Genomic DNA, 21,626 nt, shown 5'->3' with positions numbered 1-21,626 from the left:
ATGAATAATGAATGATTTTTTGAAAAGGATGATATGTATGCTTTCATTTATTGTGGCGATGGATAAAAATCAGGTAATAGGGATAAATAATGAGTTACCTTGGCGATTACCTGCTGATTTAGCTTTTTTTAAGAAGACTACAATGGGTCAACCGATTATTATGGGTAGAAAAACATTTGAATCCATCGGAAAAGTTTTACCCGGCAGAGAAAATATTATAGTTACCAGAGATACCGACTATTCAAAGGATGGTTGTACAGTCATTCATTCGATTGAGGACATTAAAAGAATCAATGCAAATACTGATGAAGAATTATTTGTAATTGGCGGGGCAGAAATTTTTAATGCAACTTTTGATAGCGCTGACCGCTTGTATATCACCTTGATCGATGAAGAATTTGAAGGGGATACATATTTTCCTGAACTCGATCCAAATGAATGGAAGGTAATATCTAAGGAAAAAGGGATGAAGAATGAGCAAAATCCTTATGATTATTATTTTATTGTGTATGATCGGATTAATCGCTAACAAGATGAAAATGAAGAGAATGATTGGGGTATTCTTACGAGTGATTGAATGAACACCGCATGCCCAAAAAACGAAAGGGAATGCCGGAGATTATCTTCTGGCATTCCCTTTCATAACATATACAGTAAAATAAATACTGGCCCCTGAAAGTCCTATAAATTTATTAGGATACTAAACATAAAACAAAATACAAAAATACATAAAGCTGCTTCCGGCAAGTACGAATAAATGCCAGATTGCATGATTATAAGGAAGTTTGTTCCAAACATAGAAGATTGCCCCGATGGAATACATGATTCCTCCTGTCAAGAGCAGGGAGAATCCTTCACCTGTCAGGCTTGCATATAGTGGCTTGATTGCAATGATCACGAGCCAGCCCATCACAAGATAAAAGAGAGTGGAAACAATCTGATAACGATGGACGAAATAACATTTAAACACAATCCCTATGACGGCAAGCCCCCATACGATCCCAAACAATGTCCATCCCAGTGCTCCTCTTACACTGACCAGCATGAAAGGCGTATACGTTCCTGCGATCAGTACATAAATGGCCGAGTGATCCAATATGGCAAAAAGATTTTTCACTTTTGATGGCTTAAAGCTATGTAACAGAGTGGAAAATAAGTAAAGCAGGATCATGGATGCTCCAAATATCGAGAAGCTTACCACATGCCATGCCGAGCCTTCCTGAACGGCGAAAATGATCAACATCACCAATGCAGGGATACTCAATACCAACCCGATTCCATGTGTGATGGCGTTCGCAATCTCTTCTTTCCAATTGGAAAAATCGAAATCATATGTCAAAGCATGTTCATCCTTTCTATGACCGTTTTAAGAAATTCTTGCGTATATCCATGATAATCCTCTTCCCGTTTTTGTGCAATCATTAACATGGTAAAGGATTGAAGGATCTTTGAATAAGATTGGTAAAATTAAGTGAATTACTGTATATTGCTACATAAAGAATTCAAGAGAAGGTGATAAGCATGTGTGGAAGGTACTCATTGACCACTCCTTTGGAGGAGCTTGTGAAACAATATTTGATAGATGAATTCATCGATGAATGGGAGCCTAGGTATAATATCGCACCTACACAGAAGGTCCTGTCCCTCATTTCACATAAAGGGAAGCGCAGAGCAGGGAGCATCACCTGGGGGCTTGTACCACGCTGGGCTGACCGAGAGAAGTGGAAACCGCTTATCAATGCAAGGAGCGAGACCCTTCTTGAAAAAGCAAGCTTCAAGTCACTTGTTCATCAAAATAGAATGGTTATCTTCGCAGATGGTTTTTTCGAGTGGAAGCGCCAGAAAGGTGAAAAGATCCCGGTGCGATTTCAATTAAAAAATGAAAAACCTTTTGTGTTTGCCGGGTTATGGGAGCGGAATGGTGATATGCATACCTCCACCATTCTCACCACAGAAGCCAACCCTCTTGTAGGCAATGTTCACGATCGGATGCCTGTCATACTTAGCGAACAGGAGGATATCGAAAAATGGCTCAATACGGAGGCATATTCTTTTGAGGAAGCATCCTCCATCCTGAAGCCCTACCGGCAGGATGAAATGAAGGCATACGAGGTATCAAAAGCCGTAAATTCACCTAAAAATGATTCAGCGGAATGTATTGTTCCAGTTCATTGAAAAAATATTCGCGCTTTTTCACGGTTTGACATATTTTGCGCTGAAAAATGGGGTATAATATAGGTATAAACGGGTAAAAAAAGAGGATTGATACTTTGCTGACAAAAACGATCGAGTTTAAATCGAAGTATGGACGGAAGATCAAAATCTTAGAAGTTCCTGTCATGAAAGAAGGCAGCCCGCTCTATTTAAGAGTCAATCTCAGACTCCATCAATTCATTAATCGGATCCACAAGGAAAACGGGCCAAAATCCGTATTCAGCTTCAGGGAGTATTTGAAGAGAACGACGAAATGGTCAGAGTATGAAGAAATTTATCAATCAGAGGAATTAAAGAATAATGCATGATTTCTTTACTGGGGCTGGTCCGTTACGCAGAGCTTGCGCCGGAGCAGCCCATTTGTATGCAAGCTCCGCGTTCCCTATTCACACGATCGACAATTGTTTAAATCCTCACTATCTATTTAAATTCTCGGCATTTAACGATATAATACATATGATATGGGAGATAGGATGTGGCAAAATTGACCAAGATTTATATTGTAACAGACTCAACAGCGGACTTGTCTGATGAGGTTGTAAAAGAACTGGACATTCATGTAGTTCCTTTATCGATTTCCATCGATGGGGAAACGTATCTAGATAGAGTTGATCTTTCACCACAGAGCTTCATTGAAAAAATGAAAGCTTCTTCGGAATTACCAAAGAGTTCTCAGCCCCCGGCAGGTTCATTTGTCGAACTTTATGATGAATTGGGTAAAGACGGTTCAAAAGTGTTATCCATACATATGACCGGAAAAATGAGTGGTACGGTCCGTTCGGCTGAAACGGCTGCCGACATGTCTTCAGCCGATGTAACGGTTGTTGATTCCCGTTTTATTTCTAAAGGATTGGCTTTTCAGGTAATCGAAGCAGCCAGGCTTGCAAAAGAAGGGAAATCGATGGATGAAATCCTTTCAGCCATCGAAACAATCCGTGCGAACACGAAATTATTTGTTGTAGTTGATACACTTGAAAACCTTGTCAAAGGTGGCAGGATCGGAAAGGGAAGAGCGATGATCGGATCCCTGCTGAACATCAAACCGATTGCTTCACTGGAAAATGCCGAATATACACCTGTAGCCAAGGTGCGAAGCCATTCTCAAGTCGTAAAATACTTAGCGAATCAGTTTGTTGAAGATGTGGATGGAAAGAACATCCTCGGCGTCGGACTTGTCCATGTAGACGGACTGCCGCTGGCGGAGAGTCTGAAAGCGAAAATCTCTGATAAGACCGGATACGACAACATCGACATTGTCCCGACAACACCGATCATCGGTACCCATACGGGAATCGGTGCAATCGGATTCATGTACTATACGGATTGACCGCAACAAAAAGACGAAGGGAGCACATTCCCTTCGTCTTTTTGATTTAAGCATTGTTATTATTAGACGTTAATGTGAGCATCTTCGGTGATTTGATACTGTGGAATAAAAAAATTGCCATAGCAATGATAAAGGGCATTGTAATTGAATGACGTTGATGACTACTATTCAGAAGATGAATAAGTAGTTAATTTTCGGTTTTTATCTTCGATGGTTGATTGGAGCGGAAGATGCTCGACTCCTGCGGGAACTGATGGACAGGTGAGACCCCGCAGGACGAAGTCCGAGGAGGCTCACCGCCATCCCCGCGGAAAGCGAGCATCTGGAGCGGAAATCAACCGCATCTGACTTGTATAAAAGCCACAATGTTTACGAAAACAGCCTTGATTTAAGATGGCATCGGAGTCGGAGTCGGCTTTGCGTACCCCTCTTTATATTGCTCATCAATATCTTTTCTAATGCTTTTAATGGATTCGCCATTATTATATTTCACAATCGATTCAGCCGCAATCTTTAAACAAAGCTGACATCTTGTGCCGTGATCATCCCACACCACTTTCTCTCCTTTTTGTTCAAAGACGAAGCAGTTAAGGTTGCTTTCGTGTCCGGCTGAGTCGCCGCATCCGCAATAACATGGGATATATTTCAACAGTTCTGGATGCTTGGCGGCTGAAGAATAAATAAGCTTCATATTGTCGTCCTTATCATCGAGAAATGACGGTAATGTGTCAACAGACGCTGTTTCTTCCCGGATATCGCCGTTTGCGGCAGTATGATCATGCCCGGCATGCTGCTCTTCCTTGGAGGAACAGCCTGATATGATCCCCAACAATCCTATGAGAAGAATAAAGTAAAGAGTAATATTTTTCATCAAGATTCACCTTTCCTTTTCTGATACATCCAGTGTACCATCTGAAATGACAATCATTCGCACGACTTTTTGTGGATTTTATGAATATTCCTGCAACCTCATATGTGATTCAAACATAACATACATATAGAAGAGATGAATGGAATGCTGGCTCTTTCCTCAATGAATTTCAGTCAGAAGGAAGGAAGTGTCCTGACTTGTCTGAGAAAAAGAAAGTATTGGTTATATCAGATTTCGGTATAGATGATATTGTCGCTATTTTATATGCGTATTATAGTGCAGAGATTGAAATTGTAGGGATCGTTGCCGACTATGGGAATGTATCAAGGGAAAATGCATTGAAAAATGTTTTATACCTTCAAAAATTAACCGGGATCACTGACGTTCCTGTAATAGGAGGGGCTGTATCGGCGTTGACAGGGAGTCAGCCCCAATTCTACCCTGAAGTCCATGGCCTGGCAGGACTTGGACCGATCATCCCTGATAGTATCGGATTCGATCCTTCTAAAATCAGCGAGAATTTCTATGAAATCAAAGCCCTCATTGAACAATACGCCGGTGAATTGTATATCTACTCAGCGGGGCGCTTGACGTCATTGGCTACAGCCTTTGTCCTGTATCCGGAAACGATGAAAAAAGTGAAGGAGTTTTATGTAATGGGAGGGGCCTTCCTCGTGCCGGGAAATGTCACGCCTACTGCCGAAGCGAATTTCTACGGTGATCCCTACGCCGCAAACATCCTCATACAGCTTGCCCCTAAAATGATTCATCTCATCCCCCTGGATGTTACAATGTATGCGCTCATCACACCTGTCATGCTGGATCATTTACATGAATTTTATGTGAAAACGAATGACAAGGTAGGACAAATCATTAAACCGATGGTGGATTATTATTATCAATTTTATAAATCGACTTATCCGGATATTACCGGCAGCCCGCTTCACGATCTGCTTGCCCTTTGGGCACTTGCCAATGGTGAAAAAATGATATACGAAGAGGTGCCGGTCCGCGTGGCCGTAGATAAGGGCTGTACCTTTGGGCAAAGTGTAGGCGACTTCAGAGAGTCAGCTAAGAAAGCACCATGGCCGGTCCATAAGATCGCGAAACAGTTCAATTACTCACAATTCATTTCTGAAGTGTTCGCTACCCTTCAATCCGGGCCCAGCCGTTACCGGTAATGATATTTGAGTTGAAGATTTATTGATGTTATACGGCAAAGAAATCGTGATATAATACTAGGAAAGAGTAAGCGAGGTGACGTATATGAAGAAACTATCGATTCTCATGCTCGCTTTTGTTTTTTCTCTGTCAGGATGTTCATTGGAAGATGCTGCTGATCATATCAAAAGGGAAGTATCCAATTGGGATAAAGAGAACCCGAACGAAACGTTTATACCGAAGAATCTTAAGGTTGTGTCCTTAGGGGATTCATTGACACAGGGAGTAGGAGACAGTACAAAAAAAGGCGGATATGTACCGTACCTTGAAAAACAGCTTGAGACGCTGGACGGAGTAAAGGATGCACAATTCCACAACTATGGGGTGAAGGGAAACCGGACCGATCAATTATTAAAGAAATTGAAGAAGGATGAAGTGAAAGCCTCCATCCAGGATTCGGATTTAGTGCTGATCACCATAGGTGGAAACGATGTAATGAAAATCTTCCGGGAAAATCTGTCCCACTTGAAGCTTGATGTGTTCCAGCAGGAAAAGCGCCAATACCAGCTTCGATTGCAGGAAATAATCGAAACAGTCAGGGGGTATAACCCTGATGCAGGAATCGTCCTGCTCGGTTTATATAATCCATTTAACACATGGTTTTCTGATATCGAAGAAGTCAATCAGGTGATTCACAACTGGAATGAAGCAAGTGAAGAAGTCCTGTCCGGTTATGATAAAACGTTGTTCGTCAAGATAGAGGATTTATTTATTGATACAGGGGATACCCTGTTGTATGATGATTATTTCCACCCTAATGATGAGGGATACAAATTGATCGCAGATAGAATGTTTACAGACCTGGCAAACGGGGAAACATTAGCAACATTGACAGATACACCAATACCTGTCGAGGAAGAGGAGCAGCCGTCATGAAGAACAAATGGAAGGTAGGATTCTTTCTGCTTTTAGGTTTGATTCTGGCAGGGATCATCATCATAACAGCAATGGTCTTCATGCCTATCGAAGACGATGCACTGCCTAAAAACAGCAAAGATTCCAACCAGGAAGTAGGATTTAATGTAGACACAAACAAAAGGGATTTGAACCTTATCATCCAGCATTATATCGAGGAAGAAGGGCTCGAAGGTCCTGTGGATTATGATGTCCAGCTGAAAGATGATGTAGAATTGATGGGGTCCGTCCCTGTCTTTACCACCAACCTGGACTTTAAACTGGATTTTGAACCGAAGGCGTTGGAAAATGGGGACATTCTTTTGAAACAGAAATCGATCTCTGTTGGTTCATTGAATCTTCCGGTTACCTATGTATTGAAGGTGCTGAGAGATTCTTATCATTTTCCTGATTGGGTGAAAATCCAGCCTAATGATGAGTTGATTTATGTCTCATTGCAGGAAATGAAATTAAAGAGTGATATTAAAGTGCGGGCAAAAGAATTTGATCTGGAAGAAGATCGGATCAAATTCAGATTACTGGTTCCTGTCGACCGTGCTCAATAAAAGAAAGGGCGGCTTCATCTCTGAAGCTGCCCTTTTTGTCTTGCCCGTTCCCTTTACCCCTTAAGAAGAATGGCTTCAAGTTCAGGTGTTCCATTGGTTAATCCAACAGCGATAAGGGTGTAGGATTGGTTTGGACTCAGTTTAACATCTGGCATATTTAACACGATATTTTTACTGCCTGCTACCCTGGCTTCAAGATTGACCGTCATAGGCGTCAACCCTAGATAATCGGTTGCTTGTTTAAAGGAGACTTTAGGGAAGATGACATCTCCTGCTTTCACGGCAATATCCACAGCAGGCGCATCAGGGGAAAGATGGATGAATTTCAGCTTTGTTTCCCCGCTCGGAACCGTTGTATCATCAATATACGGAAGCAGCTGGAGTTTATCCATCGTGCCTACAGCGGCAAAAGTATAAATCTTGCCCGGGTCAACTTTCACCTTCTTGCTGATCACCGTCGTCACACTGGTGCCGGCGGGATACACATCAATATGATATTTACCTGCAGGCAAGGTCAAATAATCGCTCACATCTTTAAATGCCACATCCCGCAGGACACGATTTCCATTGACATACACATCCACATTCGGTGCATCCGGCACTGCATGCAGGACACGGACATAGGACGGCTGCGTTGATGTCGTCATATCTGCACGCTGAGCCTGAAGTGCAAGTCTCATATATTTCAGGTGCTTTTGATAGTAATGGGTGTGCAAGGATGGATCAGAATATTTATAATAACCGGATAGTAAGTCATACATCGCCGCTTTCGTTAAGTAATCATGTTGGCTCATCCGAATCTCTCCCTTAACAGTATTAACACAATAGCCTATGCCGGAATATAAAAATGGTGAAAACACCTAAGTCAAAGCACGCTAGTATGGTATGAAAGAAGAAGTTTGTAATAATCTGAAAAAACACCTTGTAAATTCTATGAAAATAATGGATAATAAAACTATAAATTGAGAAAGTGGGTGATGTGTTATGAACACAATGTTAATTGGTCTTACAACAAACATATACAGCGATCAATATGGTTCTGCACGTCAACTCACTTTAAACGGGATAATGTGATTTATTCACTTCTCTAAAATTCTGAAAGTCCGTTGACGTGTAGATCCGTCAACGGACTTTTTATTTTTAGGAGGAAATGAATTTGAATCATAAAGACATATTGTTTGAGATGAAAAATGAACTGAGAGAAGAAGGAACCATCCTGGGCCGGGTCGTGACAGAACATAAAGGAGCCTTTTCGGTCATGACCCAATCAGGAGAGGCGTTGTGCAGGATCTCAGGGAAGCTCAGGTATCAGTCGGTAAAGCGGGAGGACCTTCCCGCAGTGGGGGACTGGGTCCAGTTAAGCGAAGAAGGGGCGCTCATCGAAAAGGTCATGCCCCGGACGAGTAAGTTTTCCAGGAAACAAGCAGGAAATGAAACAGAAGAACAAATCATCGCCACGAATATCGATACGGTCTTCATTCTTTCTTCATTAAATGACGACCTGAACAGCCACCGCATGGAGAGATACCTGCTCCTCTGCTGGGAAAGCGGTGCGAATCCTGTCATCGTCCTTACCAAGTCTGATGTGTGTGAGGAAATTGAAAAAAAGAAAACAGAAGTTGAGAATACACTACATGGCGTCAAAGTCATTGCAATCAGTGCCGTCACCGAAGAAGGGATCAGCGAACTGCGGCCCTATCTGGAAAAAGGAAAGACAGTCGCCCTCGTCGGATCATCCGGTGTCGGAAAATCAACTCTGACAAACCTTCTCATAGGAGAAGTTGTGCAAAAAACGAAAGAAATCAGGGAATCCGACGATATAGGGCGCCATACGACGACCCACAGGGAATTATTTCTGCTGGATAACGGAGCAGCCATCATCGACACACCTGGTATGAGAGAAATTCAATTATGGCAGGGGCAGGAAGGCTTATCGACCCAATATCAAGACATCGAGGACCTGTCCCTCACATGTCGCTTCACAGACTGCCGGCACCAGGGAGAACCGGGATGTCAAATCCGTAAGGCGATTGATGAAGGAACCCTTTCCCAGGAGAGATTCACTCACTACCTCAAACTTCAAAAAGAAATCGCCTATATGGAGAGGCGGGGAGATAAACGCCTCGAATCCCTGGAACGGAAGAAGTGGAAGGATATGGGGAAACAGAGGAAGTTGAAGTATTAAAGTTGCGTGCGTGTAGCGTAGCAGAAAACTAAAATATAGAAGGACGAATCTCTGATTTTTTCTGAGAAATCGACTTTTTAATACTCATCCTGAGGAGCAATCCTCAGGATGAAGTTATTTATGGGCAGTTTTTATAAAGGGGCAGCTGTCTATTTGAGCCTGGGAAAGGTATAACGGCGAAATATTAAATCTATCGGCGAAATCCTGAATATAACGGCGGAATTTTCATTTTAACGGCGAAATCCGAAATATAACGGCGAAATCGGGATTTTATCGGCGAACGAGGAATTTCCGCCTCTCAACGCAAAGGGGTTTCTTAAGGGCGAAGTCACGTATGGCAGTTTGCGTAGAGGAGCACCCCTCTTTTTTAGAATGAAATATTTCATCGGTGAACGTGCTATTTCCGTCATCTCACAACCTTCAAATAAAAATTCACCCCATCATACGCATTCCCCATCCACCTCTCTCCCCAAAATGCGTACCATTTTCCTTCTCACGACGAATGCGTTAAAATCTTCTACAAAGGGAATAGTGAAATTGGAAAGGGTGATGATCTTGGAAATGGCAGAATATAAGAAAGCGACATTTGCTGGGGGCTGCTTTTGGTGCATGGTGAAGCCGTTTGATGAACAGCCTGGCATTGAAAGCGTGGTTTCCGGATATACAGGCGGCCATGTGGAAAATCCATCGTATAAAGATGTGTGCAGTGAGACGACAGGGCACTACGAGGCCGTTCAGATTGAATATGATCCGTCCCTGTTTCCGTATGAAAAGCTGGTGGAATTGTATTGGCAGCAAATTGATCCGACCGATCCGGGTGGACAATTTTTTGATCGGGGACATTCTTATAAGACAGCCATTTTTTATCATGATGAAGAACAAAAAAAGATTGCTGAAGAATCAAAGAAAAAGCTTGGAGAATCGGGCGTTTTCAAAAAGCCGATTGCGACTGAAATATTGCCTGCAAACGTGTTTTATCCTGCAGAGGAGTATCATCAGGATTACTACAAAAAGAATCCATCTCATTATGAAAGATACAGCAGGGGATCCGGCAGGGTGGCGTTTATCGAAAATCATTGGGGGGAAAAGGAATGAAGAAGGAAGAATTAAAACTAATGCTTACACCGGAACAATATGACGTGACACAGAATAACGGGACTGAACCTCCATTTCGAAACGAGTATTGGAATACGTTCGATGACGGGATCTATGTCGACATTGTTTCAGGTAAACCGTTGTTCAGTTCTCGGGATAAGTATGATGCCGGCTGTGGATGGCCAAGCTTCACCAAGCCGATCGATGAGGCAGAGGTTTCTGAAAAAGAAGACCGGAGCCATTTCATGGTCCGGACGGAAGTGAGGAGCAGGGAAGCTGATTCACACCTAGGACATGTGTTCAACGATGGACCAGGTCCGACCAAGCTCCGATACTGCATCAATTCTGCCGCACTGCGCTTCATACCTGTTGATCGTTTAGAAGAAGAAGGATACGGTGCGTATAAGAAATTATTTTAAAATAATGAATTCGCTGTGAAATGGTTCACATATATGCTAGAATGAACTCTTATGCTGACAAGAATTACATATATGTGGAAAAACGAACAGGAAGGTGATCACAATGTTCAAAAAGCTTTTTGGAAAAAAGGAAGAAACGCCTAAAACGATTGTAGCTCTTGCCCCGTTAACTGGTACAGTCAAAGCTCTTGAAGATGTGCCGGATCCGGTATTTTCACAAAGAATGATGGGGGATGGGATGGCAATCGACCCGACAGTTGGGAAAGTCGTTTCCCCTGTGGATGGTGAAATTATGCAGCTCTTCCCGACAAAGCACGCAGTCGGGATCAAAGCCAAAAATGGCGCCGAGATTCTGATTCATATTGGGCTTGAGACAGTCTCAATGGAAGGTGAAGGCTTTGAAGCCCATGTATCCGAGGGATCCAAAGTGAAGGCAGGGGATCCATTGATCTCCTATGATCTTGAGCTTGTAAAAGAAAAAGCCAAGAGTACCATGACGCCGATCATCATCACAAATGGTGATGATATGAATGGTCTTGTGAAGCGGGAACTGACGTCTGTCACGGCAGGTCAGGATGAGATATTAGAGATTTCTTCCAAATAATAAAAAAGTATTACCGACAAAGAAAGTCCAGGCGATCCCCATGTGTTGGGTGAATGATCGCCTGGACTTTTTATTATTCCGGTTGCTCAGGAAATAGGCAATGTCATGCCTTATCGCTTTTCGTCGTCATCCCTCCCGACAGGATGAACTTCATGGCTTCTTCCGATTTGATATCCAGGATCTCAATGTCTGCCTTCGGTATTAAAAAGGTGATACCCGCCACCTGGAACGTTTGGGGGATATAGACGGCAACATGGTCTTTCAAACCGTCGTGTAAATCTGAAAGATGTTCTGTAGTGATAAAGCCAAGGCATTTCATCGTCGTACCAGGCATGGTGACAAGGGCGACTTTGGAAAATGATTTCTTTTCCCCGAGAAAAGAGTGAATGGTATCTTTGATCACAGAATAAATTGTTTTGACCAAAGGGATTTTATGTAGAATGATATCGACCACTTTGATGAGGGTTCCTGCGAACATTTTGGTGGACAAAAATCCGAGCAGGGTCAAGATCACGATTGTCGCAAGCAGCCCGATGCCGGGAATATAATTTTCATCAAGATGGGGTTTCAACACATTCCCGAGTAATCCATCAAGGAATATAAACATTTTATATACAACGTAGACCACGAGTCCGATGGGAACGATAGTCAGGACCCCGTTGATGAACCATTTTACAATAAATTTCATATCGTCCATTCTCCTGTTCTTTACGCAAATCTATCCTCATTATATAGAATGGGGGTCGGGCAGAAAAGAGGGATGGAAAATTAAATGGGCAAATGCACAAACCATTTCTAGGTGAATGACATAACCTGTAGGGTAAATAAATATTTTTGAGGAGTGGTAGGTATGAACTACGGTTATGGCTGTGACCCATGTTATCCAGGCGGATATGCTTATCCAGTTGCCGGAATCAATAACTTTGCGTTGATTGTTGTATTATTCATCTTGCTGATTATCATTGGAGCCGTTTGTTACTGCGGGAGATAAGTGAGTGTAAAGTCAAAAAAAGAGCTGTCACATTGACAGCTCTTTTTGATGTTATATTTTAAAGCTTGAAATTAATTCTTTCAGCTTCTCGGCCTGTTGTGATAATTCAGAAGCACTTGCCGTCACTTGTTCCATGGCAGCAGATCCTTCTTCAGAAGCCGCTGCAGTCGTTTCTGTATTAGAAGCGGTCGCGGCTGCGATTTCATTCACATGAGCGAAGGAAGTGGCGACTTCCTGGCTAAGATTGAGCGTCTCTTGGATATGGTCAACCATTTCATCCACAACGACTGATGTCTTTGATGTTTGGTTAAGAATATCTTCGAGGGAAGCATTGGTTTCATTCGTGATTTCGACCCCTGCAATGACTTCTTTCACACCGTCGGAATTTTGTTTGATGATGATATTGACTTCTTCCTGGATGCTGTGGACAATTTCCGTTACCCCTTTTGCAGCTTGTCTCGATTGTTCAGCAAGCTTTCTCACTTCATCCGCGACGACGGCAAAACCACGGCCATGCTCACCGGCACGGGCTGCTTCGATGGCTGCATTTAGTGCAAGAAGATTCGTTTGTTCTGCAATATCGGTGATTGTCCCGATAATCGTTGTGATTTGGGAGGAGCGTTGTCCCAATGCTTCTACAGTTTCACTTGTGTTGGACATGGTTTCTTCTATACTCATCATTTTTTGAGAAGATGCCTGTACGGTATGACCACCTTTTTCTGCAACTGTCCTCATATCACGTGCCGTTTCCCTGACCAATTCAGCCTGATGGAATAAAAAGCGTGCCGCTTCTTCCAGGCTACCCATTTTCTCCAGGGAAGAAGACATGCGGTGTGTCGTCTGCTCACTGCCGGTTGCGATTTCACTGGACGTTTCGGCGATCGATGTGATCGTCCGGGAAGTTTCCTCTGCAGAAGCCAACAGTTGCTGACTGCTGGCAGATACGTTTTCCGCCATTTCAGAAACCTGTTTGACAAGTGTGGCAATCCCGCCGATGAGCTGATTTGTATCAGCGGCAAGATCGGCTAACTCATCCTTCGATTTAACGTGAATGCGCTTCGTTAAATCTCCGCCTGCATTCGCTATTTCCAGAATAGAGCGACTAATTTTCCTAGTGTTGGTCTTGATCGTATGGGACAGTATGATTCCGAAGAAGATGGCCAGCAGTACTGCAAATGCGGATAAACCGATTGTGGCGATCTTAGACAAAAACACTTGTTGATTGAGGGAATCGATCCGGTCATTCAGATCCTTCTGCTGGTCCACTACAATCATGTCTACATAAGAACGAATGCCGTCCAGGTACTTCTTACCGGTGCCGGATTCAACAAGGGTAGCAGCCTTTTCAAGCCCCTTATCTTTCCTGGTTTCGATCACACGGTCGACAAATTGGATCCAGAAGCCATATTGAGCTTCAATCTTATCCAGTTTATCAATTTGTTCCGGATCGTCCTTTAAAAGGACATTCAGGTCCTCAATGTGACCTTCGACAATCCCTTTACCGTTTTGATACGGTGCGAGAAAGCCCGTGGCCCCTGTGATGACAAAGCCTTGCTCACCTATTTCAATATCATTCAGTACTTTAGAGAGGTCCTTCACTTTCGTATCGACCTGCATATCGTATGTAATGAGTGTATTGATCTCCCTTTCCAACTTCATCATATTGAAGTACGAAGTAGAGGCGAGTACAAGCAGGACGATCGTCAATAAGCCGAATGACAGGACGACCTTCCCTCTTATTGTCCTGAAATAGGAGAATATACCCGGGACTTTCATGGTCCTTTTTGGTCTTTCTTTCTTTTTCGGGATTTTTTTTAGTAGTTTTTCTCTAGTCTTTTTCACCGTTTCCCCCTCCTGAAGATAAGCAAAAAGTAGCATCGTAGGATGAACTTACCATTATTTTATACATATCATCTTGATTAATCTAGTCAAATTATTAACTTTTTGTCGAATTTTTGAAAATGTCCGTATATTTTAATACTTCAGCCATTCGCTTGTCATTTTTTCTAAAAGAATGAAAGATTCGGCTTTTTACACATATGAATAGTGTAAGGAAACTCTTTAAGGGCAACTAGATGAGCGAATCGAAAGAGAGTATGAATCTGATTCTTTCAGGAGGGGTACCATGCTCCATTCGCATTTAATAAAACCATTGATAGGGGAAAGCTATCCAACGATTGATTATGGTAAAGGCGTTTATTTATATGACACGGAAGGGCGTGTTTACATTGATGCCTGTTCCGGGGCAGTGACAGCCAACTTGGGACATGGCATGGAAGAGATCCTTCAATCAATCGTCAATCAGGGAAACAAGGTGGCTTTCGTATATAGGTCACAGTTCAGCAACCAGCCTGCAGAGGAATTGGCCACTTTTTTACATGAGAAGACTGGATATCCATGGTCATTTTTCGTCAACAGCGGCTCTGAAGCTGTCGAGACGGCCATTAAAATCGCAATTCAATACTGGCAGGAAAAAGGCCGATCGATGAAGAGAAAGGTGTTGTCAAGATGGCTCAGTTACCACGGCATCACCTTTGGCGCGTTATCGGCTTCAGGTCATCCTGCGAGGAGGGAACGATTTGATTCCTTTCTTGGTGATTGGCCGACCATAGAGCCACCGTATTGTGCACAATGTCCGTTTGGCAAGACCCATCCTTCCTGTCAAATAGCATGTGCGACACAACTTGAAACGATGATCAACCGGATAGGCCCTGATAATATTGCAGCGTTTATTGCAGAACCGGTCATCGGGGCTGCCGGAGGGGCGATTGCGCCGCCAAAGGGTTATTATGAACGGATCAGGTCGATATGCGATAAGTATGAGGTGCTGTTCATTGCGGATGAGGTGATGACAGGTTGTGGACGGACGGGGACATTTATGGCATTGGAGCAGTGGGGGGTCAAAGCTGATATCGTGGCAATCGGTAAAGGACTCAGTGCAGGATATGCGCCAATTGCAGCCACCCTTATTTCCGATGAAGTCATGACACCGATCATGAACGGAAGCAAAGTGATCATGAGCGGCCATACTTTCAGTGGAAACCCTCTGTCAGCCAGTGCAGCGTTATCCGTCCTGAAGCTGATAGATTCGGAACGTATCATTGAAGACGTTGATTCGAAAGGGACCTACTTGAGAAATTTAATTATCAAACTAAAAAACGAATTTCCTTTTATACACGATATAAGGGGGAAAGGGCTGATGCTTGGGATTGAATTTGAAGCCCGCGGATCGGCATTTACTTCCCATATCGTTCAGGCAGGAGTGGAATGCGGGATTCTCTTATATCCGGCGTCAGCCGGATTGGACGGAAGGTCCGGTTCTGCAATCATCATTGCACCACCGTTGAACAGTTCAAAAAGGGAACTGGAAGAGATAGTTAAAAGGCTCAGGACCACGCTGCAAACCGCCATTGGAAGTTGGAGGGATCATATATGACCAATCATCACAATAAGGTGAGCAGCTACGAAAAAATCGCGGATTTTTTCCAGGATGGAATGGTCCTGATGTTCGGTGGTTTTGGTGGCGTCGGTTCCCCGCCAACCATCATCAGCCATCTTTTAAAATGGGGCACCAAAGACCTCACACTGATCGGTAACGATACAGGGTTCCCCCATATAGGAATCGGGCAATTGGTGGCGAACCACCGGGTCAACAAGGTGATTGCATCCCATATCGGTTCCAATCCGGTTGCAGGACAATTAATGAGCGAAGGAAAGCTCGAAGTGGAGTTCTCACCTCAGGGCATATTGGCAGAACGAATCCGGGCCGGCGGTGTCGGATTGAAAGGGATCGTAACCGACATCGGGGTGGATGATCCCTGCTTGAATAATGGGAAGTCTGTAGTCGAACGGGACGGGGAACGCTATCTATTTGAACCGGCTTTGGTGGCCGAAGTCGGAATTGTGTATGCCAAAAGAGCAGATACGTTCGGAAACCTCATTTATGATAAAAGCGCAAGAAATACAAATCCCCTCGTTGCAATGGCCTCAGATATCACCATCGTAGAAGCGGAAGAAATCGTCGAGTATGGTGAAATGAATCCGGAAGAAATCATCACGTCAGGTGTATTTGTAGATCATATTGTGTTATCCAAAGGAGTCGACTGGAAATGGGTTTGGGAACCGAATTGAAGATGAGGTTAGCGAAGCGTGCAGCAAAGGAAGTAAAGGAAAATATGATCGTGAATTTAGGGATCGGCATCCCTTCACTCGTCCCCAATCACCTGCCGCCACAGTTTCCCGTTGTGTTTCAGTCTGAAAATGGAATCATTGGAATCGGTCCTGAACCCCCTTTGGGTGAAGAGGATGAAAATCTGTGCAATGCTGGTGGATTCCCTGTTTCATTGATGGAAGGGGGATGTTATACCGACAGTTGTACAGCCTTTGCCATGATCCGCAGGGGGAAGATCGATGTCACGATCCTCGGTTCCCTTCAGGTGAGTGAGAGGGGGGATCTTGCCAATTGGATCATTCCCGGTAAAAAAGTTCCCGGTATGGGAGGAGCTACCGAGCTTGCATCAAAAGCGAAGAGAGTCATCGTCCTCATGACCCATTTAGATAAAAACGGTGGAAGTAAAATGGTCCGGGAATGTACGCTGCCCCTCACTGCAAAAGCCTGTGTATCCATGATCATCACGGATCGGGCGGTGTTCACAGTGGAGCATGGGGAACTCATATTGAAGGAAATTTTTAACCCGTATACGTTAAAAGACATAGAGGAGACGACTGAAGCCAGGTTCAATGTGAGCCCATTGTTGAAATATATTGGGTGAAAGGAGGAAACGATGTGGACATTCAACACCTCATAAAGGGTTTGATAGAAGAGAAGAAGAAACATGCGGTAAAGCTCCTGCAAAGGCTCGTACAGGAAGATAGTGTGAGGGGAAATGAATCAAGTGCCCAGGCAATCATCATTGAAAAATGCAGAAAGCTGGGATTGACTTTGGATATCTGGGAGATTGATGAGAGGGAGCTTCAGCACCATCCATTTTACAGGTGTGACCGGGAGAGTTTTAAAGGAAATCCGAATGTGGTCGGGGTATTGAAAGGTAGCGGCGGGGGAAAAAGCCTTTTACTCAATGGTCATATCGATGTTGTGCCGGAAGGGGACAGGTTGGACTGGTCCAGGGATCCTTATAGTGGGGCCGTTCTGGATGGAAAGCTGTACGGCCGCGGGGCGACTGATATGAAAGGCGGATCAGTCGCCCTGCTTCTCGCCATAGAAGTGATCAAGGATTTAAAAGTGCCATTAAAAGGAGATATCATATTTCAAAGTGTGATAGAAGAGGAAAGTGGGGGCACCGGAACACTCGCTGCGTTACTGAGGGGGTATAAGGCAGACGCCGCCATCATCCCAGAGCCTACAAATTTGAAGATATTCCCTAAGCAACAGGGCTCCATGTGGTTCCGCCTGAATGTGAAAGGAAAAGCTGCCCACGGCGGGACCAGGTATGAAGGAGTTAACGCGATCGATCAAGCATATAAGGTCCTTCAAGAACTTCATCATTTGGAAAAGCGGCGTAACGACAAGGTGGACGATCCGTTGTATCAACATATCCCCATTCCACTCCCAATCAACATAGGACGTATCGAAAGCGGGAAATGGCCATCCTCCGTCCCGGATACGGCTGTGATTGAAGGAAGGATAGGGGTTGGACCATGGGAAACCATGCAGGAGGTGGAAGAGGAATTTGTCCAGGCGCTCAATGGGCTTGGAGTGGATGATGACTGGTTCAAGCATCATCCAGTGGAAATTGAATGGTTCGGCGGAAGGTGGCAGCCCGGTGATCTCCCAGGTGATCACTGTCTTGTGAAGGAGCTTTCCCGCTGTGCCGAAATCGTATTAAAGAAGAAGCCTGCCATCGAGGCCTCTCCTTGGGGGACTGACGGGGGGATCCTTTCGAAAGGCGGCAATATACCGGTCGTCATCTTTGGACCGGGTACGACGGAAGTGGCCCATGATGCTGATGAATATATTGAACTGGAAAGGATTTTTCAAACAGCGGAAATTCTGTCATTATTTATTTTGAATTGGTGCAATCAACCGTCATAAAATCATTCAGAGAGGGTAAAGGATAGTAGGAGCTTATCTTCTGCCCCCTGATTTGACGTCATATCCAATTGCATCGCATCTTTAGAAGAACAACTCACGATTGCCAGGGTTGTTCTTTTTTGTATTTGTTTGTTTCATAACTTCCCCTGTCCCTTCATATGTTGGTTAAAAAGGGGCATAGAAGAATGCAGACATATGAACATATCAAACAACCAAAAATAGAAGCTGTCATATATAAAGACGAATACAATCGAAGGTTGCGCGTGGATGATTTCAGGGGGAATGGCGAGATTTTGTTGCAGTATGTGAATGCATTGGTCCAAACCCGTCGTTATGAGAAAGTCATCGTTAAAGCCAGAGCAGGTCAGTATCCTTTTTTTGTTGAAAGGGGATATCAAATGGAAGGGGGAGTGAACGGCTACTTCAATGGTGATCAGGCGATCTTTATGAGCAAGTTTTTCACGGATGACAGAAGGAACAGCGCACACTGGGGTGAAGAGGACGATATCCTTCACAGGGTCCAGGCGCTTGACAGGCAGAGGATGAAACGGCCGGGAGGTATAAAGGTAGCTGATGTGTCTCATGCTGAACAATTAGCCGACCTTTACCAGGAAGTGTTTAAGCTTTATCCGGTCCCTCTTCACAACCCTGAATATGTCAAAGAATCAATGAAAAGTGGGACAATCTTCGTCTATATCGAAGATGGGGGTGAAATCGTTTCTGCTGCTTCGGCAGAAATTTCATCCACCTTCAGGAATGCCGAGTTGACGGATTGTGCGACCCGGAGTTCCCATCGGAAAGGGGGAAATATGAAGCTGCTCCTGACGAAACTGGAAGAGGAATTGCTTGAGCGGGGGGTCTTTTGTGCTTATACAATTGCGAGATCCCTTTCATTCGGTATGAATGCAGCGTTTCATCAGCTCGGTTATCTCTACAGGGGGAGACTTGCGAATAATTGCATCATTTTTGACAAGATGGAAGATATGAATATATGGGAAAAGGATTTGAGTGAAGTGTAGCGGGTGAAACCGGACACCTTCTTCCATCATATGCTGATGTATTGGACCTGATAGATTGTAAGTAACCTTTTGAAAGTTGGTGGGGTAAATGAAAATGAATCTATATAAACCCAAGAGGGATTGGAAGGATATTGAGCTTTGGAAGGATGTTACCGATGATCAGTGGAACAATTGGTTATGGCAGCTGACAAATACAATCCGGACCCTTGATGATTTGAAGAAAGTCGTGAATCTCACGCCCGAGGAAGAGGAAGGGGTAAGGATTTCGACAAAAACCATCCCTTTGAACATCACTCCGTACTATGCATGGCTAATGAATGAAGATGACCCCCGTTGTCCGATCCGGATGCAATCTGTGCCGATCGGAGAAGAAATCCATAAGACGAAATATGATCTGGAGGATCCTTTGCATGAAGATGAGGACTCACCTGTACCAGGACTGACACACAGATATCCGGACAGGGTATTGTTTCTGGTAACCAACCAGTGTTCAATGTATTGCCGGTATTGCACGAGAAGAAGATTCTCCGGGCAAATTGGGATGGGCGTGCCAAAGAAGCAGCTCGATGCAGCCATTGGCTATATTCGGGAGACCCCGAGTGTGAGGGATGTCTTGCTCTCAGGGGGAGACGGCCTGTTGATCAACGACCAGATCCTTGAATACATCTTGAAGAATTTAAGGGATATTCCCCATGTAGAAATTATCCGCATCGGGACAAGGGCGCCCGTTGTGTTTCCACAAAGAATCACCGAGAATTTATGTAATATTTTAAAGAAGTATCATCCTGTATGGCTGAATACACATTTCAATACATCGATCGAGATTACAGAGGAGTCGAAGAAAGCATGTGAAATGCTGGTGGATGCCGGTGTTCCGGTCGGAAACCAGGCGGTCATCCTTGCCGGGATCAATGACAGCGTTCCGATCATGAAGAAGCTGATGCACGATCTCGTTAAAATCCGCGTTCGTCCTTATTATATCTACCAATGTGATCTTTCTGAAGGGATCGGTCATTTCAGGGCACCTGTATCAAAAGGGCTTGAGATCATCGAAGGCCTGAGGGGACACACATCCGGATATGCCGTCCCGACATTTGTGCTTGATGCCCCGGGTGGAGGAGGTAAAATTTCGCTTCAACCAAATTACCTCATCTCACAAAGCGCACATAAAGTTGTCGTGCGGAATTTTGAAGGTGTCATCTCTACGTATCCCGAACCTGATCATTATGTTCCGGGCCGCGCTGATGATTACTTTAAAGAAGTGTATCACGATGAGGACATCAAGGAGCCAAGCATCGGGATTGCAGGATTGATGAACCAGACCCATTCATCCCTGACACCGGCCGGGCTCAAACGCCTCGAACGAAGAAAGGAATACGAAGAGAACCCGGAACATAATTCATTGAAAGACTTCAGGGGGAAGAGAGATCAGTTGAAGGAGAAGAAGCATAAAGCAATGCTTGAAAAGATGAACCAGGGAAAGAATGATGAAAAGGAAGCGAACAACAATGGGTCATAACGAGTTGAAAATCTGTGAATGGTGTGAGGAAAAGACGGCATCCCCCTTCAGCTCAGACGTATATTGGGAGCTTCCCGACGGCTCCCGTGCCATACAGATCACCCACGTTCCCGGCCTCAGATGCAGCCGCTGCGATATGGAATATCAGGAAGAATTGGTCATCAATGAAATAGAGGACCAGTTAATGCTGATTGATACGAGAGCGATCGATAAAGAAATAGAGTACAACAATCTGATGGCCATTCCAAGGTTATTGAAGAAAAACTATTTCCGTTTTTAAAGGTTCGGCGGAATCATTGAATTCAATCCCTTTACGAATTTACCTTCTTCGGCTATCCTTTTAGAAAAGCTGAAGAAGGGTAGGGTGGAACGCATGAGGAAATCCTTTTATCATTACTTAATGAAATACAGGCAGCCCGCTGCAAAGGACGACATCACTCATTTCGCGAATGCTGCGTACGATGATCATAGCTTCCCGAAGCAATCGGAAGAATATCATGAGATCAGTTCCTATTTGGAAATGAACGGACAATACCTTGAAAGTATGTCCATTTTCGACCGGGCATGGGATGCCTATTTATTAGAAGAAAAGAACTAAACTGTACGGATGGACCTGCAATTGTAGATAGAATTGTAGGTCTTTTTTTAA

The 21,626-nt window shown here is 44.1% G+C and carries 25 protein-coding genes; 20 read left to right on the top strand and 5 right to left on the bottom strand.

All coding sequences use genetic code 11. The features are described from left to right. Positions 1-37: 37 nt before the first annotated feature. Positions 38-529, top strand: a complete 492-nt coding sequence (locus KH172YL63_RS12985) for a dihydrofolate reductase (protein WP_173106502.1) — start codon at positions 38-40, stop codon at positions 527-529. Positions 530-700: 171 nt separating this feature from the next. On the opposite strand, the gene trhA is transcribed toward KH172YL63_RS12985, so the two are convergent. Beyond that, entirely contained in the window at positions 701-1,339 is a 639-nt protein-coding gene (gene trhA / locus KH172YL63_RS12980) for a PAQR family membrane homeostasis protein TrhA (protein ID WP_173106501.1), read from the bottom strand. A gap of 182 nt (positions 1,340-1,521) precedes the next feature. Between trhA and KH172YL63_RS12975 the strand changes: the two genes are divergently transcribed. The 3 genes from KH172YL63_RS12975 to KH172YL63_RS12965 all read left to right on the top strand — a co-directional run bounded on the left by KH172YL63_RS12975 (position 1,522) and on the right by KH172YL63_RS12965 (position 3,541). After that, positions 1,522-2,175 carry an SOS response-associated peptidase gene (locus tag KH172YL63_RS12975; RefSeq protein WP_173106500.1) on the top strand — a complete coding sequence of 218 codons (654 nt, stop codon included), beginning with the start codon at positions 1,522-1,524 and terminating at the stop codon, positions 2,173-2,175. A 95-nt stretch (positions 2,176-2,270) separates the two neighbouring features. Then, entirely contained in the window at positions 2,271-2,522 is a 252-nt protein-coding gene (locus KH172YL63_RS12970) for a DUF2535 family protein (RefSeq protein ID WP_232066021.1), read from the top strand. Positions 2,523-2,698: 176 nt separating this feature from the next. Next, positions 2,699-3,541: a DegV family protein gene (locus KH172YL63_RS12965; protein WP_173108169.1), complete on the top strand. Its 843-nt coding sequence runs from the start codon at positions 2,699-2,701 to the stop codon at positions 3,539-3,541. A 388-nt stretch (positions 3,542-3,929) separates the two neighbouring features. On the opposite strand, the gene KH172YL63_RS12960 is transcribed toward KH172YL63_RS12965, so the two are convergent. After that, positions 3,930-4,412 carry a PCYCGC motif-containing (lipo)protein gene (locus KH172YL63_RS12960; RefSeq protein WP_173106499.1) on the bottom strand — a complete coding sequence of 161 codons (483 nt, stop codon included), beginning with the start codon at positions 4,410-4,412 and terminating at the stop codon, positions 3,930-3,932. Between the two features lie 197 nt (positions 4,413-4,609). On the opposite strand from KH172YL63_RS12960, the gene KH172YL63_RS12955 reads away from it, so the two are divergent. The 3 genes from KH172YL63_RS12955 to KH172YL63_RS12945 all read left to right on the top strand — a co-directional run bounded on the left by KH172YL63_RS12955 (position 4,610) and on the right by KH172YL63_RS12945 (position 7,093). Further along, entirely contained in the window at positions 4,610-5,593 is a 984-nt protein-coding gene (locus KH172YL63_RS12955) for a nucleoside hydrolase (protein WP_173106498.1), read from the top strand. A gap of 85 nt (positions 5,594-5,678) precedes the next feature. Beyond that, positions 5,679-6,509, top strand: a complete 831-nt coding sequence (locus KH172YL63_RS12950; protein ID WP_173106497.1) for an SGNH/GDSL hydrolase family protein — start codon at positions 5,679-5,681, stop codon at positions 6,507-6,509. Beyond that, positions 6,506-7,093 (top strand): YpmS family protein, encoded by a 588-nt coding sequence (locus KH172YL63_RS12945; RefSeq protein WP_173106496.1) that lies wholly within the window; start codon positions 6,506-6,508, stop codon positions 7,091-7,093. The genes KH172YL63_RS12950 and KH172YL63_RS12945 overlap by 4 nt, the downstream gene beginning before the upstream one ends. Before the next feature lie 53 nt (positions 7,094-7,146). Here the strand turns inward: KH172YL63_RS12945 and KH172YL63_RS12940 are convergent, their stop codons facing one another. Continuing rightward, entirely contained in the window at positions 7,147-7,887 is a 741-nt protein-coding gene (locus KH172YL63_RS12940) for a DUF4397 domain-containing protein (RefSeq protein WP_173106495.1), read from the bottom strand. 356 nt (positions 7,888-8,243) lie between these two features. Here KH172YL63_RS12940 and rsgA point away from each other — a divergent pair, with 356 nt between their 5' ends. The 4 genes from rsgA (at position 8,244) to KH172YL63_RS12920 (ending at position 11,396) form a co-directional block, all read left to right on the top strand. After that, a complete protein-coding gene (rsgA, locus tag KH172YL63_RS12935; protein ID WP_173106494.1) occupies positions 8,244-9,278 on the top strand; it encodes a ribosome small subunit-dependent GTPase A in 1,035 nt (344 codons plus the stop codon). A gap of 561 nt (positions 9,279-9,839) precedes the next feature. Further along, on the top strand, positions 9,840-10,373 hold the full coding sequence (gene msrA, locus KH172YL63_RS12930; protein ID WP_173108168.1) for a peptide-methionine (S)-S-oxide reductase MsrA: 534 nt from the start codon (positions 9,840-9,842) through the stop codon (positions 10,371-10,373). After that, positions 10,370-10,792: a peptide-methionine (R)-S-oxide reductase MsrB gene (gene msrB / locus KH172YL63_RS12925; RefSeq protein ID WP_173106493.1), complete on the top strand. Its 423-nt coding sequence runs from the start codon at positions 10,370-10,372 to the stop codon at positions 10,790-10,792. Before msrA ends, msrB begins: the two co-directional genes overlap by 4 nt. 103 nt (positions 10,793-10,895) lie before the next feature. Further along, positions 10,896-11,396 (top strand): PTS sugar transporter subunit IIA, encoded by a 501-nt coding sequence (locus KH172YL63_RS12920; RefSeq protein ID WP_173106492.1) that lies wholly within the window; start codon positions 10,896-10,898, stop codon positions 11,394-11,396. A 103-nt stretch (positions 11,397-11,499) separates the two neighbouring features. On the opposite strand, the gene KH172YL63_RS12915 is transcribed toward KH172YL63_RS12920, so the two are convergent. After that, a complete protein-coding gene (locus KH172YL63_RS12915) occupies positions 11,500-12,084 on the bottom strand; it encodes a DUF502 domain-containing protein (protein ID WP_173106491.1) in 585 nt (194 codons plus the stop codon). Between the two features lie 162 nt (positions 12,085-12,246). Here KH172YL63_RS12915 and KH172YL63_RS12910 point away from each other — a divergent pair, with 162 nt between their 5' ends. Next, entirely contained in the window at positions 12,247-12,387 is a 141-nt protein-coding gene (locus KH172YL63_RS12910; protein ID WP_173106490.1) for a YjcZ family sporulation protein, read from the top strand. A 51-nt stretch (positions 12,388-12,438) separates the two neighbouring features. On the opposite strand, the gene KH172YL63_RS12905 is transcribed toward KH172YL63_RS12910, so the two are convergent. After that, a complete protein-coding gene (locus KH172YL63_RS12905; RefSeq protein WP_232066019.1) occupies positions 12,439-14,229 on the bottom strand; it encodes a methyl-accepting chemotaxis protein in 1,791 nt (596 codons plus the stop codon). Positions 14,230-14,512: 283 nt separating this feature from the next. Between KH172YL63_RS12905 and KH172YL63_RS12900 the strand changes: the two genes are divergently transcribed. The 8 genes from KH172YL63_RS12900 (at position 14,513) to KH172YL63_RS12865 (ending at position 21,575) form a co-directional block, all read left to right on the top strand. Continuing rightward, complete coding sequence (locus tag KH172YL63_RS12900) at positions 14,513-15,823, top strand: aspartate aminotransferase family protein (RefSeq protein ID WP_173106488.1); 1,311 nt, start codon at positions 14,513-14,515, stop codon at positions 15,821-15,823. Next, on the top strand, positions 15,820-16,518 hold the full coding sequence (locus KH172YL63_RS12895; RefSeq protein WP_173106487.1) for a CoA transferase subunit A: 699 nt from the start codon (positions 15,820-15,822) through the stop codon (positions 16,516-16,518). The genes KH172YL63_RS12900 and KH172YL63_RS12895 overlap by 4 nt, the downstream gene beginning before the upstream one ends. Beyond that, positions 16,497-17,159 carry a 3-oxoacid CoA-transferase subunit B gene (locus KH172YL63_RS12890; RefSeq protein ID WP_173106486.1) on the top strand — a complete coding sequence of 221 codons (663 nt, stop codon included), beginning with the start codon at positions 16,497-16,499 and terminating at the stop codon, positions 17,157-17,159. The genes KH172YL63_RS12895 and KH172YL63_RS12890 overlap by 22 nt, the downstream gene beginning before the upstream one ends. Positions 17,160-17,173: 14 nt before the next feature. Next, entirely contained in the window at positions 17,174-18,439 is a 1,266-nt protein-coding gene (locus tag KH172YL63_RS12885) for a peptidase (protein WP_232066018.1), read from the top strand. Between the two features lie 185 nt (positions 18,440-18,624). Then, positions 18,625-19,458, top strand: a complete 834-nt coding sequence (ablB, locus tag KH172YL63_RS12880) for a putative beta-lysine N-acetyltransferase (RefSeq protein WP_173106484.1) — start codon at positions 18,625-18,627, stop codon at positions 19,456-19,458. Between the two features lie 88 nt (positions 19,459-19,546). Continuing rightward, on the top strand, positions 19,547-20,977 hold the full coding sequence (ablA, locus tag KH172YL63_RS12875; RefSeq protein WP_173106483.1) for a lysine 2,3-aminomutase: 1,431 nt from the start codon (positions 19,547-19,549) through the stop codon (positions 20,975-20,977). A gap of 4 nt (positions 20,978-20,981) precedes the next feature. Then, positions 20,982-21,257 (top strand): YokU family protein, encoded by a 276-nt coding sequence (locus KH172YL63_RS12870; protein ID WP_197747096.1) that lies wholly within the window; start codon positions 20,982-20,984, stop codon positions 21,255-21,257. A gap of 93 nt (positions 21,258-21,350) precedes the next feature. Next, complete coding sequence (locus tag KH172YL63_RS12865; protein WP_173106481.1) at positions 21,351-21,575, top strand: YozE family protein; 225 nt, start codon at positions 21,351-21,353, stop codon at positions 21,573-21,575. Positions 21,576-21,626 lie beyond the last annotated feature (51 nt).

Origin of the sequence: Bacillus sp. KH172YL63 (assembly GCF_011398925.1) — a bacterium.
Lineage (GTDB): Bacteria > Bacillota > Bacilli > Bacillales > Bacillaceae_B > Rossellomorea.
This window is presented reverse-complemented; position numbering and strand designations above follow the sequence as displayed.

Excerpts from the sequence above, each read along its gene's own strand:
- KH172YL63_RS12985 (WP_173106502.1), top strand. The coding sequence starts at position 38 with ATGCTTTCATTTATTGTGGCGATGGATAAAAATCAGGTAATAGGGATA.
- KH172YL63_RS12975 (WP_173106500.1), top strand. The coding sequence starts at position 1,522 with ATGTGTGGAAGGTACTCATTGACCACTCCTTTGGAGGAGCTTGTGAAA.
- KH172YL63_RS12960 (WP_173106499.1), bottom strand. The coding sequence starts at position 4,412 with ATGAAAAATATTACTCTTTACTTTATTCTTCTCATAGGATTGTTGGGG.
- KH172YL63_RS12950 (WP_173106497.1), top strand. The coding sequence starts at position 5,679 with ATGAAGAAACTATCGATTCTCATGCTCGCTTTTGTTTTTTCTCTGTCA.
- KH172YL63_RS12945 (WP_173106496.1), top strand. The coding sequence starts at position 6,506 with ATGAAGAACAAATGGAAGGTAGGATTCTTTCTGCTTTTAGGTTTGATT.
- KH172YL63_RS12940 (WP_173106495.1), bottom strand. The coding sequence starts at position 7,887 with ATGAGCCAACATGATTACTTAACGAAAGCGGCGATGTATGACTTACTA.
- rsgA (WP_173106494.1), top strand. The coding sequence starts at position 8,244 with ATGAATTTGAATCATAAAGACATATTGTTTGAGATGAAAAATGAACTG.
- msrA (WP_173108168.1), top strand. The coding sequence starts at position 9,840 with ATGGCAGAATATAAGAAAGCGACATTTGCTGGGGGCTGCTTTTGGTGC.
- msrB (WP_173106493.1), top strand. The coding sequence starts at position 10,370 with ATGAAGAAGGAAGAATTAAAACTAATGCTTACACCGGAACAATATGAC.
- KH172YL63_RS12920 (WP_173106492.1), top strand. The coding sequence starts at position 10,896 with ATGTTCAAAAAGCTTTTTGGAAAAAAGGAAGAAACGCCTAAAACGATT.
- KH172YL63_RS12915 (WP_173106491.1), bottom strand. The coding sequence starts at position 12,084 with ATGAAATTTATTGTAAAATGGTTCATCAACGGGGTCCTGACTATCGTT.
- KH172YL63_RS12910 (WP_173106490.1), top strand. The coding sequence starts at position 12,247 with ATGAACTACGGTTATGGCTGTGACCCATGTTATCCAGGCGGATATGCT.
- KH172YL63_RS12900 (WP_173106488.1), top strand. The coding sequence starts at position 14,513 with ATGCTCCATTCGCATTTAATAAAACCATTGATAGGGGAAAGCTATCCA.
- KH172YL63_RS12895 (WP_173106487.1), top strand. The coding sequence starts at position 15,820 with ATGACCAATCATCACAATAAGGTGAGCAGCTACGAAAAAATCGCGGAT.
- KH172YL63_RS12890 (WP_173106486.1), top strand. The coding sequence starts at position 16,497 with ATGGGTTTGGGAACCGAATTGAAGATGAGGTTAGCGAAGCGTGCAGCA.
- ablB (WP_173106484.1), top strand. The coding sequence starts at position 18,625 with ATGCAGACATATGAACATATCAAACAACCAAAAATAGAAGCTGTCATA.
- ablA (WP_173106483.1), top strand. The coding sequence starts at position 19,547 with ATGAAAATGAATCTATATAAACCCAAGAGGGATTGGAAGGATATTGAG.
- KH172YL63_RS12865 (WP_173106481.1), top strand. The coding sequence starts at position 21,351 with ATGAGGAAATCCTTTTATCATTACTTAATGAAATACAGGCAGCCCGCT.